A 12,736-nucleotide genomic window follows, 5' to 3' on the forward strand; every position below is an offset into this window, starting at 1 on the left:
GGACAGGCTGAAACAGCCGCGCTTTTTGGGCTGGTTCAGCGTTCGCCCCACCGGAAAGCGGAGCCGGCAGCCCGGAGCCCCTGAATGTTCTTTTTAGAAAAATAGCCTATTCCTTGCACTGAGAAAGGGAACAATCTTGAAAAAACAATAAGATTCACTTTACCCATTTTTTTTCATTTGAAATCGAAGAAGGCGCCGATTTTTTCGTCGACGGCGGCGGTTTCATGAAGGCCGCTGTGATCGATGGTTTTATCATACAGGACATCTGCGCGGTACTGGTCTTCTGGCACGATGCCTTTTAAGCTGAGCGCGCTTTGCAATGGGGTGACCTGATCACCGGTGCCGGCAATATTCAACACGTCCGTTTGGGATGGAAAGCGATTATGGTTCGCCGCAATCTTAGCGAGAGCCGGCGAGCCGGGCATGAGGTCATACACAGCAGGTCCGTGGTTTTGAGTAAACCAGCGTCCGCCTGAAACACCATTGAAGGGACTGCCGATCGTCACAAGCTGGCTGGTCACGGGATGAAGTGCCGGATCGTACAGCTCCTGCAAAAATTTCACCGACACGATGCCGCCCATCGAATGGCCGACGATTTTCACACGCTCCATGCCATAGTCGTTTTTCAGTACTTGCATGACCGCTGCCAGGGCGGTTGAGGTCGCGTCAAACGAGGAACGGTTATTTTCGAAAATCACCTGAATAAGCGCCGGACGTTCAGAAGAAAAGGGTTCTTCTCTAACAAGAAGCTTGCCTGTCCGCGTCACATTCATGGTCAGCGCCCGTTCGCCCCAGCCGCGCTCCTCAAACCGGGCAATCATCGTACTGAAGGACCGCGCTGTACCTTTAAAGCCGTGAACGAACAGGACAGGATCTTTATATTGATTGCCGGATTCGACATAGTCACTTTTTTCCAGGGTCAAAAAGCTTATATATACACAAAAGGCAGCGACGATTAATAAGACATATTTCCTCAAGGCCTGTCGTTCCTCTCCGTTACAAGTAGTCCTTTTATTATACGAAATTTGGACAAAAAGATACATACCGGGATATAATGGAAATCGAAAGGAGGCGGTTTCATTGAAGGAGCTTGTTGGCACGTGCGCTGTATGCGGAAAAGACATTTACTGCATGGATGGCTTTTTAAATGGCGTAAAAGAAAATGGAGAACTGCTTTGTTTTCCGTGTGCAGACGAAAGCGAATGAATCGTTTTTATTCGCTTTCATCCTGCCGAATGTAATCCTGGAAATGCTCTTCTGCCTCCGCTGCGTCATACGTGCTGAATAAGCGGTAATCCTCGGAATCAAGTACCCGGTAATGACTGCTGATCACATTTTGCTGCAGCCGGAATCCATTCTGCTGATCAACGTCACGCCACCATAAGTGACCGCCCGTCGTTTTGTCCCGGGACGAGCGGGTAATGGTATCGTGGGCCGTTAACTCCACCATTTCAACCGGGTCGCCACCGAGTGCAGACTGAAGTGTGTCGCTGTTGCGGAATATCGCACAAACAGCAGCGGTCGTTGTCCATCCTGCAGATATCCGTCCTTTTTCAATTTGCACGAGTGTTTTTTTGGACAGCCCGATCACTTCAGCCATTTTCTCCTGCGTATAATTCCGTTCGGTTCTCACTAATTTTAATTTTACAGACACCAGGTTAATCAGCTGCTCTTTATTCAACCGGATCACTCCTTTAGAGTAAGATTACACGAATTTTACGTATTTGGAAAGACGAGGACGTATCCATCCTCCAATCCTTTTTCTACGGCGCAATTATGGATCATATGGCGCAATAAGGTGATAATTGCGCCCAAATCCATTTATTTGCGCCGTCACAACGTCACAATGAAAAACCGAACGACTGCACATCCGCAGATCGTTCGGTTATGTAACGTTTGTGTAAAGTTACTCGATTTCTTTTCCGGCAGCTTCGCGAATTTCGGTCCGTTTCTGATAAAGATTGGACAGGATTGTTTTCACAACAGCGTAAAACGGAATCGCGAGGATAACTCCCCAGATACCGGCGATGTTGCCGGCAGCTAGAATGACAGTAATGACCGTCAGCGGGTGAATATCAAGCGCCTTGCCCATGACGTTTGGCGAGATAAAATTGCTTTCAATCTGCTGGGCGACGAGCATGATAATAGCCACATACAAGGCCATTTGAGGCTCCTGCAGCAGGGCAATAAACATGGCCGGCACGACAGCGATATACGGGCCGAGAAAAGGAATGACATTCGTGAACATCCCGAACAGGGCAAGAAGCAATGCGTAGTCAAGGCCAATAATCAAATAGCCAATCAACAGCATCAGACCGACAAGAAAGCTGACTAACAGCTGCCCTTGAATGTAAGAGCGAAGTGTCACATCCAGATCATGAAGCGTTTTGCGCATCCATGTTTTGCGTTCACCGCTGAAAAAACCAGCAACAAATGGAGCGAATTTTTCATGGTCCTTCAGCATGTAGACAAGGAAAAACGGAGCTAAAATCAGTAAAAACAGTCCTTGTACAAAGCCCTGCAAGAACGACAGCAGCCAGGTACCGAAGCCGACAGCCCAGTCGTTGACATTATTCGATACATTGCTGATCGCACTTTCAACAGAATCCTGTGCCTGCGGCGGAAGATCATCACGGTGGCTGAGTAAATAATCAAACCACTTTTCACCTTCCTCGATCATCTCAGGTGTGTTTTTCGCCAGAGAAGCCGATTGTTCCCCGATCACTGGACCGATCATCGCATAAATAAGCCAAAAAACGAAAATAACGACGGCAAGCACCGATGTTATCGACGCCCAGCGGGGGAATTTTTTTGATTCAAGCCAGTGCAAAAGCGGTCTTGTTAAATAAAAAAGCACACCGCCAATTAACAGAGGCAGAAAGATCGTTTTGGCAATAATAACAATGGGTTGAAATACTTCGTGTATTTCCTGAAACATAAAAATAATGAGCATGGCCAGCAAGATGCCGATGCCTGCCTGGAACCAGAGCTTGTTTGTCAAAGAGACACGTCCTTTCTATGTGTAACATATTATCTGTACCCGATTATACGAAAAAAAAGCCGGGAAGTTCCGGCTTTTTAAAAATAAAGATGGGCAATGCCCGCGATAATCGGCAAAGAAATAAGTGTGCGGATAATAAAAATGATAAATAAGTCTTTAAATGAAACGGGAATTTTGGTTCCGAGCAGCAGACCGCCAACCTCAGACATATAAATCAGCTGAGAGACCGACAAAGCCGCAATGACAAAGCGTGTCAGTTCACTTGGAATGCTCTCTCCTAAAATCGCCGGCAAAAACATATCGGCGAACCCGATCATAATTGTCTCGGATGCTTCCTTCGCGTATGGAATATTCAGCAGCTCAAGAAGCGGAATAAACGGCAGACCGAGCCATTGGAACAAAGGTGTTGTTTCGGCGATGATAAGTGCCAGTGTGCCAAGCGCCATGACGATCGGAATCACGCCGAGCCACATATCGAGTACATTTTTCACACCATCTGCAGCTGTTTCTGAGAAGCGGTTGCGTCCCGCCCGCTTCACCGCCTGCTCATATCCGTATGAAAAGGACGAGTAGCCGGCGGGAATCGCTTCGTCATCCGAACTGCGCGGCATTTCATTGATAAAGGTATCCGGCTTTCCAGAAAGCGGCGGAATGCGCGGCATAATGAGTGCACAGGCAATACCGGCTAAAATAACGGTTAAATAGAATGGAATAAAGTACTCTTCCAGTCCAACCTGTCCAATGACCACAAGGCAGAATGTAATCGACACAACGGAAAACATCGTCCCGATAATAGCGGCTTCTTTTTTCGTATAAAAGCCTTCTTCGTACTGCTTGCTCGTCAGCAGAACACCGATCGTTCCGTCGCCAAGCCACGAAGCAAGTGCGTCAATAGAAGAGCGTCCCGGCAGCAAAAACAGCGGACGCATGACCTTTGTCAAGGAGTAGCCGACAAATTCAAGCAAGCCGAAGTTCAGCAGAAGGGGAAGCAGCAGACCGGCAAACAAAAACACGGAAAACAGCACCGGCAGCAGGCTGAATAGCAGCGTACCGCCTGTTGCGTCAGACCAGATGGCCTCCGGTCCAAGCTGGAAAAACGTCATGACCGCAAAAATGGCTCCAAGCACACGGATAATCGTCCAAAAAAGGGACACATCAAACAGCGCAGATAAAAAAGCAGAATGGCGGACAAAGCCAGGACGAATGCCTTTGATCAGTAATGTAAAAAGAGCAGCGAGTACGATCAGGGCAGTCATGATCCCCGGAATCGCTTCACCGACAGCGTCCTGGAGAGCACCGGACAGCACCGCGATTGGAATGGTCATCCCATCTTCCACAGGCACAGGCGTCATAAACAATAAAACTCCTAAAATAGACGGAATGATGAACCGCCAGGAGGAATTGGATGTTTGCATATATAGAATCCTTTCTTTTGTATAAATATTCAACATACGCACAGTTTAATTCATTCATTCCCGAAATGCTATGCTTTCACACATAGTCATAAAATACAGAATTTTGATTGCGCTTACAACCCTTATGGCTTAACATCCCAGCATTTTTCCGGATTCCGAACTATTTTCATGTTAAAATAGGAGGGGACTAAATAAAAACGAGAAGGTGACTCGAATGATTACAAGCATTGCAACAGATATGGACGGGACGCTGCTTAATGGAAAAATGGAAGTAAGCGAAGCGAACCGTGCCGCCATTAAAAAAGCGCAGGAACTTGGCATCGAAGTCATTGTGGCAACCGGAAGATCTTACAAAGAGGCACGATTTGCGCTCGATGGAACAGGCATTGACTGTCCGGTCATTGCGGTGAACGGAGCGGAGGTGCGCAGCGCAGAAGGCGAAATTCTGCAGTTTACCGCTCTCGACGACGATCTGGCATACGATTTATACCGCCGCTTAAAGGATGTAGGCGTCTATTTTGAAGTGTATACAAACCAGGCTACTTACACGGACAATGCACAAAAAGCGGTTGAGCTGCTGATTGATATTGTGATGTCTGCTCATCCGGAAACAAAGGAAGAAGATATTCGTGACCGGGCGCGCCTTCGCATCGAACAGGGCCTTGTGAAGCAGGTGGATGATTATGAAGAAATTATTCGCGATACGAACCAGCACATTTATAAATTTTTCGTGTTTTCTACTGATTACGATCTTTTGCAAAAAGCGGCAGACCGTTTGGAAGGAATGGCGGGTGTGGCGGTCAGCTCATCCGGAAATGAGAACCTGGAAGTCACGAACGACCAGGCTCAAAAAGGCATCACCCTTGAAAACTACCTGGCGTCAAAGGGCTTGTCTATGACGGACGCACTGGCGGTTGGCGACAATTATAACGATATCTCGATGCTTGAGCGCGTCGGCTATTCCTACGCAATGGGCAATGCAGATGCCAACATTAAAAAAGCTGCGCGCTTTGAAACAGCGAAAAATGATGACAGCGGTGTGGCCAAGGCAATAGAAGATGCACTGGAACGAAGCATGGTGAAATGATACAATAATTCTTAAAATTCGCAATTAGAAGGAGAATTCGCTTTGTCAAAAGTATCAGTAGAAGAAATCGTCGTGGCGAACCAGGTGCTTAAAGACGTGGTCGTCAAAACGCCGCTTCAAAAAAATGAAATTTTATCTGCTCGTTATGATTGCAACGTATATGTAAAGCGTGAAGATTTACAAATTGTCCGCTCCTTTAAGCTGCGCGGTGCATACAACTTTATCCGCAGTTTGACGGCAGAAGAGCGGGCGAAGGGAGTCGTATGTGCGAGTGCTGGAAATCACGCACAGGGCGTGGCGTATTCGTGCCTGGCGCTCGGCATTGAAGGGAAAATCTTTATGCCATCGACAACACCGCGTCAAAAGGTGTCGCAGGTGAAACGATTCGGCGGCGATAAAGTATCTGTTGTTCTAACGGGCGATACGTTTGATGATTCGTACACAGCGGCAATGGAATACTGCACAGCGGAAGAGAAAATGTTTGTTCACCCGTTTGACGACTACCGGACGATTGCCGGACAGGGCACAGTAGCGGTGGAAATTTTAAACGATATGCTGGCGCCGATTGACTACATGTTTTGTTCGATTGGCGGCGGCGGTCTTGCGGCAGGTGTCGGCTCCTATTTAAAAGGCATCAGCCCGTCAACGAAGCTGATCGGGGTAGAGCCAGCCGGTGCGGCCGGAATGAAGGCGTCCCTCACCAATGAGCAGGTGACGCGTCTTGACACGATCGACCCGTTTGTCGACGGAGCAGCGGTCAAGCAAGTGGGTGACATTACGATGGATATCTGCATGGACGTGCTGGACGGCATTTCCGTTATCCCGGAAGGCAAGGTGTGCACAACGATTCTTCAGCTTTACAATGAAAATGCGATTGTGGCCGAGCCAGCCGGTGCGTTATCGGTGGCGGCACTTGATTTTTACAAGGACGAAATTAAAGGGAAAAATGTCGTTTGCGTGATCAGCGGCGGCAACAACGACATCGAACGCATGCAGGAAATCAAAGAGCGTTCGCTTATTTATGAAGGACTGAAGCATTACTTCATCGTCACCTTCCCGCAGCGTGCCGGCGCACTTCGGAAGTTCATGGACCAGGTGCTGGGCGAGCAGGATGACATTACCCGCTTTGAATACACGAAACGGACAAACCGTGATGAAGGACCGGTGCTGGTTGGCATCGAGCTGAAGTACAAGGAAGATTACGAGCCGCTCGTGAGACGGATGAAAGAAAACGGCTTCCCGTATATGGAAATTAACAACGATCCACTGTTATTTAACTTGTTAATTTAACAAATGTGCCCGGCCTGCAAAAGCAGGCGGGCTTTTTTTCATTGTTCTAACGCTAATATAGGCGAACAAGCGCCGGAAAAAGCTGTCTAACGCCGGTATATACGAATAAGCGCTGGTAAAAGTCCCCTTAACGCCGATATATACATATTCCGGCGTTAGAGGAAAGCATATCAGCGCTCTGGCAAATATACCGGCGATCGCCATCGGATAAAACAGCAAAAAAAACTAACCTGCATGTGCAGGTCAGTTTTTTATGTGACTCACTTTATCTTTTTCATCAAACGTATACGTCCAGAAATGCTCGTAGTTGAAGCGGTCGTGCAGCTCGCTTCCTTCCGATGCCACGCCGGACTCGAGTTCCTTGAGCATCCAGATCGTTTGCGAAATATGAGCTTTCATCGCGTTCATCTTTTTCTCATACACATGCTGAATGTCGTAACGAATGTCCGCTTCGCCGATTTCCTCCAGCGTATTGTTCGCAAACGCTACACAATGCAGCTTCGGCCGTTTGTCCGGCGCCATCGCCCGCACTGCGCGCACAACGGCACGTGCCGTCGCTTCATGATCCGGGTGAACAGAGTAGCCAGGGTAGAAGGAGATGATAAGAGAAGGATTCAGCTCCGTAATAAGGTCTGTGACAAGATCCATCATCTTCTGATCCTCTTCAAACTCAAGCGTCTTATCCCGAAGGCCCATCATACGTAAATCCTGAATGCCGATCGCTTCCGCCGCTTTTTGAAGCTCTGCCTTGCGAATGTCCGGCAAGGATTCCCGAGTCGCAAACGGAGGGTTGCCAAGGTTGCGTCCCATTTCGCCGAGCGTTAAGCAAGCATACGTAACCGGCGTTTTGCGCTCGGTGTGAACGGCAATGGTGCCGGAAACACCAAACGCTTCATCATCCGGATGTGGAAAAATAACGAGTACATGGCGTTCCTGTTCGATTTCCATTGTTTCAGTCATTCAAGCTCCTCCTTACTTAAACGGCGTTTTGCCCATTTCGAGCGCCACTGCCAGCTTTCCGTCAAAATCGTGGCCCGCTAAAAGCAAATGGCCTTCTTCGTCAAACCCGTAATGCGTCAGCCCTTCTGCATACACCCAGCCGATCGCAAGCTTTAACCCGACGCGAAACGGTCCGTCACCGACAATTTTGCCGTGCTCATACGTTAGCTTCGCATTGCGGATATAAGCCCCTGCTGAAAAGAATTTTTCATTAAAATGAGAGGCATAGGCGCCATTTGTTGTTTCCATATGAAGATAAATTTCTTCATCGGCAAACTTATTAATAAGCTCCTGCACCTTTTCCGGTAATATCGGTTCCATGCTTGTTGGCCTCCAGTCCACTTTGTCATTTCATTATTGTACTAAAAAATGATTCGGATAGCGAAAATCTAGCTTTTTCAGTATGATGTAAAGAGTGACTTATTTTTAAAGATAGAGGTGGTACATATGCTGAAAACGATTATTCAAGAGCGGCGGTCGATTAAAAAGTTTAATGGACAGCCGGTCGCAGCTGCCGATGTGACAGCGGTGCTTGAGGATGCGGCATGGGCGCCGAATCACGGCAACCGCGAGCCGTGGCGCTTTGTTGTCGCGGCAGAAAACGGCTTAACAGCCATTCGTGAAACGTTAAAGGAGTGCACAATTCCGAAGTGGAACACCCTTTCACCGGAAGAGCTGGAGCAGAAAACGGCTGGCTTCAAGCTGCCAGGTGCCTTTGTATTTGTTGTTGTTCCAGAAGATCCACGTCAAAAAGAGCGGCTTGAGGACTTTTCAGCGGCAAGTGCGCTCATTCAAAACGCACAGCTGCTTGCGTGGGAAAAAGGCATCGGCACGTGCTGGAAAACGCCGCCATGGATTGATGCGCCTAAATTCCGCCAGGCACTGGGTGTATTGCCGGGCGAGCGCATTTTAGCAATGGTTCAGTTCGGTTATTATGATGAATTGCCAAAAGCAAAAGCACGCACGCCAATTTCTGAAAAAATTACGTATTTCAGCTGAAAAAAAACCGGACGCACATTTAAGCGTCCGGCTTTTCTTATTTTAAGTTGTAGGCGCCGTGCATAACAGGGCCAACGTATTCGTTCAGCTTCCAGCCATGCTTGATTGCTGCGTTCACGAACTCTTTTGCGTTGTGAACCGCTTCTTTTACATCCTGCCCGTTCGCAAGGTTCGCCGTAATTGCCGCCGCAAACGTACAGCCGGCTCCATGATTGTAAGACGTATCATGCTTTTCTCCTTCAAGCAAAATAAACTCTTCGCCATCATAGAAAAGATCCACCGCTTTATCGCTGTCGAGCTGCTTGCCGCCTTTGATCACGACATTCTTCGCCCCGCGCTCATGAATACTCTCCGCCGCTTCTTTCATATCGTCCACTGTGCGGATCGGGCCGACACCGGATAATTGCCACGCTTCGAATAAATTCGGCGTGACAACTGTTGCCAGTGGCAGAAGCAGGTCGCGTGTGGCTTCGGCAGCTTCGGGATTTAACACTTCATCTTCACCCTTGCACACCATCACCGGATCAATGACAACTTTGCCGATGCCATTTGATTTAATCGAGGCAGCAGCTGTTTGGATGATCTCCGGCGTTGCCAGCATGCCAGTTTTTAGCGCGTCGATGCCTGTGGACATTGCTGTTTTCAGCTGCGCTTCCAATGCATCAATTGCCAGTGGATAAACACCGTGGCTCCAGCCATTATCCGGGTCCATCGTGACAATCGTCGTCAATGCGGTCATGCCATATGTGCCGTGCTCCTGGAATGTCTTTAAATCGGCTTGAATACCCGCACCGCCGCTTGTATCCGAGCCCGCAATCGTTAACGTCTTTTTCATCATTGCAATTCCTCCTCTTTCTACACTCCCTCTAGTTTAAAAAACTATCCGAAAATGTACAAGGAAAAAAGCCCTCTGTTAAAGGGCTGTGTTGTTCGTACGGTCATTTGTTGTCCGGTGCTTGTCATGGCTTTTATCGGCTGCTTCGTTTGTGGCCACAACCAGGATGTGCCCCCGGTCAAGCTCCTCTTCGTACTCAGCCGCTTCGGGCTCGTCCATGCCGAGTCCGCGGAATTTGGAACGAAGCTCGTCGCCGCGTCCTTTGAACATGTTGCCGATGGACTCATACAAGCCCTGCTCCTTGAAGCCGACTTCGCCTGTATCGGTGGCATTCGTCAGCTGTTCAGATTCGTTTTTATTATGGGCGAAAATGTAAATATCTTCTTTCACAAAACCATCCTGGGCAAAGGCATTAACGACGCTCACTGCTTCTTCCTGGCTTTTTACTACTTTAACTGTATACATAGGAGCCTCCTCATGTCTTTTTCATTGTCTAGGATTGATTTACCCGCTTGATTTGTTTTTAAACAGGGAAGGATTCCTTTATAATGGGGGAAGAGGTGAAGCGAATGACAAAGAATATTCTATCAAACGACTGGGCGCCGCTTCTTGAAGATGAATTCGAGAAACCGTACTATCAAGCGCTCCGCTCGTTTTTAAAAGAAGAATACAAAACGCAAATGATTCATCCTGATATGAACGATATTTTCAATGCGCTGCATTACACGCCGTATGATAACGTAAAAGTTGTCATTCTTGGGCAGGACCCGTACCACGGACCGAATCAAGCGCATGGCCTGAGCTTTTCTGTGCAGCCGGGCATCACACCGCCGCCGTCACTCCGCAACATGTATAAGGAATTAAAGGAGGATACCGGCTGCGAGATCCCACATCACGGCTATTTGAAGCAATGGGCGGATGAAGGCGTGCTGCTGCTGAATACAGTGTTAACCGTTCGAGATGGACAAGCTCACTCACACCGCGGAAAAGGCTGGGAGACATTTACAGACCGTGTTATTCAATTGATCAGCGACCGTGACAAGCCGGCTGTGTTCATTTTATGGGGAAGGCCGGCCCAGACGAAAAAAACGCTTATTAATGTGGATAAACACGTCATTATTGAGTCCCCGCATCCAAGCCCGCTTTCCGCTTCAAGAGGATTTTTTGGCAGCCGTCCATTTTCAAAAGCAAATGACGCGTTAATCGCAATGGGCGACGAGCCCATTAATTGGTGTCTTCATTCAAACTAGTGGACTGTTTCACGTGAAACATTTAGAAAAGGGAAGTGGTTAAAACGGAGCCGAATTGTATGAAATGCCGGCACTTTTACGTGACGTGGGATCCGAAAGCCCCGCGCGGCTGCCGTGCATATGGATTTAAAACAAAGCAGGTGCCATCCGTTGTGGTCAAGCGATCATCCGGTCATCCCTGCTTTCAATTTTCTTTGAAAGCAGGTGAGAAAAAATGAATGTATCCCGTGAAAAAGTGCTTCAAAAAATGGAGCAGGAAATCGCCTCCGCACGACGGGCCGCCCCAGAGGAAGCGGAGCGGCATATTTACGCCATTAAATCGATGTGTGATTTATTGATGGGCATGGAAACAGCGGCGCCTGCTTCAAAAGCAGCACCGGCACCGGCCGTTATGGCACCACAGGTTCAGCAGCCGGTCCAGACAGTCGGCCAGGCAGAACGCATTTCAACAGGGGACGGATCCAATGGAGATTCTATATTCGATTTTTAAAGGAGAAGGAAAATGAAATTATTTATTATTTTAGGAGCCATTAACGCTTTTTTGGCGGTCGCACTAGGCGCATTTGGCTCACATGGGCTTGAAGGAAAGGTCGAAGCGAAATATTTAGATATTTGGAAAACAGCCGTGCAGTACCAGATGTTCCATGCACTCGGCTTACTGGTTATCGGCTTTTTAATGGCACAGTTTCCGGAGGCTGCCTCGTTCAAGTGGGCAGGCTGGCTCATGTTTGCCGGCATCATCTTTTTCTCAGGAAGCTTATTCGTCCTCGTTCTGACCGCGGTCAGCAAGCTCGGTGCGATCACGCCAATCGGCGGCGTCCTGTTTCTTGCCGCATGGGTCCTCGTCATTGTTGGCGCTGTAAAGCATATTCAGTCATAATGCAGCGAGGTATGCGAAGAGAATGGATGCCATTTTAAACAGATGATGGTTCCAGTCTGAAAATAGAAGAGTCCAAACAGAAGAAAAGCCGAGTGATCATGCGAAATTCGCAGTCAGTCGGCTTTTCTTTATCTTGCTCCGATAAAAATTCGGGAAAAAGCACCAGTACTCTCTTGCCTAAATTGTATGTCAACAATATGAAAAGACCCGCTGCCCACATCCGCAGGGGCATTATATGTATGATTCATACACGGTTACGTTATTACCTCTTAATTCTAAAATAAGATAATCATTGTGATCTTTTTTGAAATAAAAATAAGATGCCTCGCTATTTACTTCTTTTATCAAGTCATCAATCCAAGGTGGAAGGTCTTTTTTCTTTTCTTCAAATTCTTTGCCGGTCATCCATGAATTGGAGAGGTTTTTGATCGATTGAAGGTCAGTCGATTTCTCGTAGTACAATTCTGTAATTGTCTCGCCGTCTCCATGAGCGAATCGTTCATTTTTGATTGTAGTTTCTTGATCTGGATCAGGTATGGTGAGGCCCCAATTGGTTTTAATCGATTCTGCATACGTCAGAGAAGTGTCTGGGAAAAAGCGTTCAGGGGAAAAAATGAATGTACCTATAATCAAAAGAATCACTGCACTGAACGTTGAAAAAAGAAAAGGGCGCCATTTTTTCATACGCATGGAGTTAAACCCCCTTTAAAAAACGGTTTGTTAGAATTCATTATATAACAAAAATTGGTATGCGTCTCGGGTAGAGGGAAAAGTGAAAGTGGAAAGAATGAGGGAAAACAGAAATCATTCAACAACCTTTTTCATTAAAAGGCTAGGAAGTCCTATTTATCGCTGATATAAAAGGGTCTATCACCGGTATATTCACGATACCGGTGATAGATCATGCTGTTGAGATCCGGCTTTGGCGCGGCAGCGACAAAGACCAGCTCACCGCCTGCTTTTTCGATGCGCGGAGCTGG

At 47.7% G+C, this 12,736-nt stretch carries 17 protein-coding genes; 8 read left to right on the top strand and 9 right to left on the bottom strand.

Features of this window, described 5'->3' with window-relative positions:
* Positions 1–173: 173 nt before the first annotated feature.
* Positions 174–977, bottom strand: coding sequence for an alpha/beta hydrolase (locus tag BW952_RS03935; protein WP_169714080.1), 804 nt, complete (start codon positions 975–977; stop codon positions 174–176).
* Between the two features lie 103 nt (positions 978–1,080).
* On the opposite strand from BW952_RS03935, the gene BW952_RS19770 reads away from it, so the two are divergent.
* Positions 1,081–1,206: a hypothetical protein gene (locus BW952_RS19770; RefSeq protein WP_269430744.1), complete on the top strand. Its 126-nt coding sequence runs from the start codon at positions 1,081–1,083 to the stop codon at positions 1,204–1,206.
* A 7-nt stretch (positions 1,207–1,213) separates the two neighbouring features.
* Here BW952_RS19770 and BW952_RS03940 read toward each other — a convergent pair whose 3' ends face one another.
* The 3 genes from BW952_RS03940 to BW952_RS03950 all read right to left on the bottom strand — a co-directional run bounded on the left by BW952_RS03940 (position 1,214) and on the right by BW952_RS03950 (position 4,416).
* Positions 1,214–1,681: a helix-turn-helix transcriptional regulator gene (locus BW952_RS03940; protein WP_082084691.1), complete on the bottom strand. Its 468-nt coding sequence runs from the start codon at positions 1,679–1,681 to the stop codon at positions 1,214–1,216.
* 225 nt (positions 1,682–1,906) lie between these two features.
* The gene (locus BW952_RS03945; protein ID WP_045852541.1) at positions 1,907–3,001 is read right to left on the bottom strand and encodes an AI-2E family transporter; all 1,095 of its coding nucleotides are present in this window, start codon (positions 2,999–3,001) and stop codon (positions 1,907–1,909) included.
* A gap of 77 nt (positions 3,002–3,078) precedes the next feature.
* Positions 3,079–4,416, bottom strand: coding sequence for a YjiH family protein (locus tag BW952_RS03950; RefSeq protein WP_045852540.1), 1,338 nt, complete (start codon positions 4,414–4,416; stop codon positions 3,079–3,081).
* Between the two features lie 214 nt (positions 4,417–4,630).
* Between BW952_RS03950 and BW952_RS03955 the strand changes: the two genes are divergently transcribed.
* Positions 4,631–5,503 carry a Cof-type HAD-IIB family hydrolase gene (locus BW952_RS03955; protein ID WP_045852539.1) on the top strand — a complete coding sequence of 291 codons (873 nt, stop codon included), beginning with the start codon at positions 4,631–4,633 and terminating at the stop codon, positions 5,501–5,503.
* 42 nt (positions 5,504–5,545) lie between these two features.
* Entirely contained in the window at positions 5,546–6,793 is a 1,248-nt protein-coding gene (gene ilvA, locus BW952_RS03960) for a threonine ammonia-lyase IlvA (protein ID WP_045852538.1), read from the top strand.
* 243 nt (positions 6,794–7,036) lie between these two features.
* Here the strand turns inward: ilvA and bshB2 are convergent, their stop codons facing one another.
* Positions 7,037–7,741 carry a bacillithiol biosynthesis deacetylase BshB2 gene (gene bshB2, locus BW952_RS03970; RefSeq protein ID WP_045852543.1) on the bottom strand — a complete coding sequence of 235 codons (705 nt, stop codon included), beginning with the start codon at positions 7,739–7,741 and terminating at the stop codon, positions 7,037–7,039.
* A gap of 24 nt (positions 7,742–7,765) precedes the next feature.
* Positions 7,766–8,113 carry a YojF family protein gene (locus BW952_RS03975; protein WP_045852536.1) on the bottom strand — a complete coding sequence of 116 codons (348 nt, stop codon included), beginning with the start codon at positions 8,111–8,113 and terminating at the stop codon, positions 7,766–7,768.
* Positions 8,114–8,239: 126 nt separating this feature from the next.
* Here BW952_RS03975 and BW952_RS03980 point away from each other — a divergent pair, with 126 nt between their 5' ends.
* Positions 8,240–8,791 carry a nitroreductase family protein gene (locus BW952_RS03980; RefSeq protein ID WP_045852535.1) on the top strand — a complete coding sequence of 184 codons (552 nt, stop codon included), beginning with the start codon at positions 8,240–8,242 and terminating at the stop codon, positions 8,789–8,791.
* A gap of 37 nt (positions 8,792–8,828) precedes the next feature.
* On the opposite strand, the gene pdxK is transcribed toward BW952_RS03980, so the two are convergent.
* A complete protein-coding gene (gene pdxK / locus BW952_RS03985) occupies positions 8,829–9,626 on the bottom strand; it encodes a pyridoxine/pyridoxal/pyridoxamine kinase (protein WP_045852542.1) in 798 nt (265 codons plus the stop codon).
* Positions 9,627–9,704: 78 nt separating this feature from the next.
* Positions 9,705–10,091 carry a YflT domain-containing protein gene (locus tag BW952_RS03990; RefSeq protein WP_045852534.1) on the bottom strand — a complete coding sequence of 129 codons (387 nt, stop codon included), beginning with the start codon at positions 10,089–10,091 and terminating at the stop codon, positions 9,705–9,707.
* A gap of 104 nt (positions 10,092–10,195) precedes the next feature.
* Here BW952_RS03990 and BW952_RS03995 point away from each other — a divergent pair, with 104 nt between their 5' ends.
* Genes BW952_RS03995 through BW952_RS04010 form a run of 4 tightly spaced genes read left to right on the top strand, consistent with a single transcriptional unit; the run spans position 10,196 to position 11,756 of the window.
* A complete protein-coding gene (locus BW952_RS03995) occupies positions 10,196–10,876 on the top strand; it encodes a uracil-DNA glycosylase (RefSeq protein ID WP_045852533.1) in 681 nt (226 codons plus the stop codon).
* A gap of 59 nt (positions 10,877–10,935) precedes the next feature.
* Positions 10,936–11,094, top strand: coding sequence for a hypothetical protein (locus tag BW952_RS04000; protein ID WP_045852532.1), 159 nt, complete (start codon positions 10,936–10,938; stop codon positions 11,092–11,094).
* Positions 11,091–11,366: a YwdI family protein gene (locus BW952_RS04005; RefSeq protein ID WP_045852531.1), complete on the top strand. Its 276-nt coding sequence runs from the start codon at positions 11,091–11,093 to the stop codon at positions 11,364–11,366. The genes BW952_RS04000 and BW952_RS04005 overlap by 4 nt, the downstream gene beginning before the upstream one ends.
* A gap of 12 nt (positions 11,367–11,378) precedes the next feature.
* On the top strand, positions 11,379–11,756 hold the full coding sequence (locus BW952_RS04010; RefSeq protein ID WP_045852530.1) for a DUF423 domain-containing protein: 378 nt from the start codon (positions 11,379–11,381) through the stop codon (positions 11,754–11,756).
* Between the two features lie 231 nt (positions 11,757–11,987).
* Here BW952_RS04010 and BW952_RS04020 read toward each other — a convergent pair whose 3' ends face one another.
* The gene (locus BW952_RS04020) at positions 11,988–12,446 is read right to left on the bottom strand and encodes a hypothetical protein (RefSeq protein WP_045852528.1); all 459 of its coding nucleotides are present in this window, start codon (positions 12,444–12,446) and stop codon (positions 11,988–11,990) included.
* Positions 12,447–12,736 lie beyond the last annotated feature (290 nt).

The sequence above is a fragment of the Domibacillus enclensis genome, from assembly GCF_900156125.1.
In the GTDB taxonomy this organism is placed as follows: Bacteria; Bacillota; Bacilli; order Bacillales; family Domibacillaceae; genus Domibacillus; species Domibacillus enclensis.

What these genes read in the sequence shown, in the direction of transcription:
- BW952_RS04005 (WP_045852531.1), top strand. Translation starts at nt 11,091, where the DNA reads ATGAATGTATCCCGTGAAAAAGTGCTTCAAAAAATGGAGCAGGAAATC.
- BW952_RS04020 (WP_045852528.1), bottom strand. Translation starts at nt 12,446, where the DNA reads ATGCGTATGAAAAAATGGCGCCCTTTTCTTTTTTCAACGTTCAGTGCA.
- pdxK (WP_045852542.1), bottom strand. Translation starts at nt 9,626, where the DNA reads ATGAAAAAGACGTTAACGATTGCGGGCTCGGATACAAGCGGCGGTGCG.
- BW952_RS03950 (WP_045852540.1), bottom strand. Translation starts at nt 4,416, where the DNA reads ATGCAAACATCCAATTCCTCCTGGCGGTTCATCATTCCGTCTATTTTA.
- bshB2 (WP_045852543.1), bottom strand. Translation starts at nt 7,741, where the DNA reads ATGGAAATCGAACAGGAACGCCATGTACTCGTTATTTTTCCACATCCG.
- BW952_RS03955 (WP_045852539.1), top strand. Translation starts at nt 4,631, where the DNA reads ATGATTACAAGCATTGCAACAGATATGGACGGGACGCTGCTTAATGGA.
- BW952_RS03995 (WP_045852533.1), top strand. Translation starts at nt 10,196, where the DNA reads ATGACAAAGAATATTCTATCAAACGACTGGGCGCCGCTTCTTGAAGAT.
- BW952_RS03990 (WP_045852534.1), bottom strand. Translation starts at nt 10,091, where the DNA reads ATGTATACAGTTAAAGTAGTAAAAAGCCAGGAAGAAGCAGTGAGCGTC.
- BW952_RS04000 (WP_045852532.1), top strand. Translation starts at nt 10,936, where the DNA reads ATGAAATGCCGGCACTTTTACGTGACGTGGGATCCGAAAGCCCCGCGC.
- BW952_RS03975 (WP_045852536.1), bottom strand. Translation starts at nt 8,113, where the DNA reads ATGGAACCGATATTACCGGAAAAGGTGCAGGAGCTTATTAATAAGTTT.
- BW952_RS03980 (WP_045852535.1), top strand. Translation starts at nt 8,240, where the DNA reads ATGCTGAAAACGATTATTCAAGAGCGGCGGTCGATTAAAAAGTTTAAT.
- BW952_RS04010 (WP_045852530.1), top strand. Translation starts at nt 11,379, where the DNA reads ATGAAATTATTTATTATTTTAGGAGCCATTAACGCTTTTTTGGCGGTC.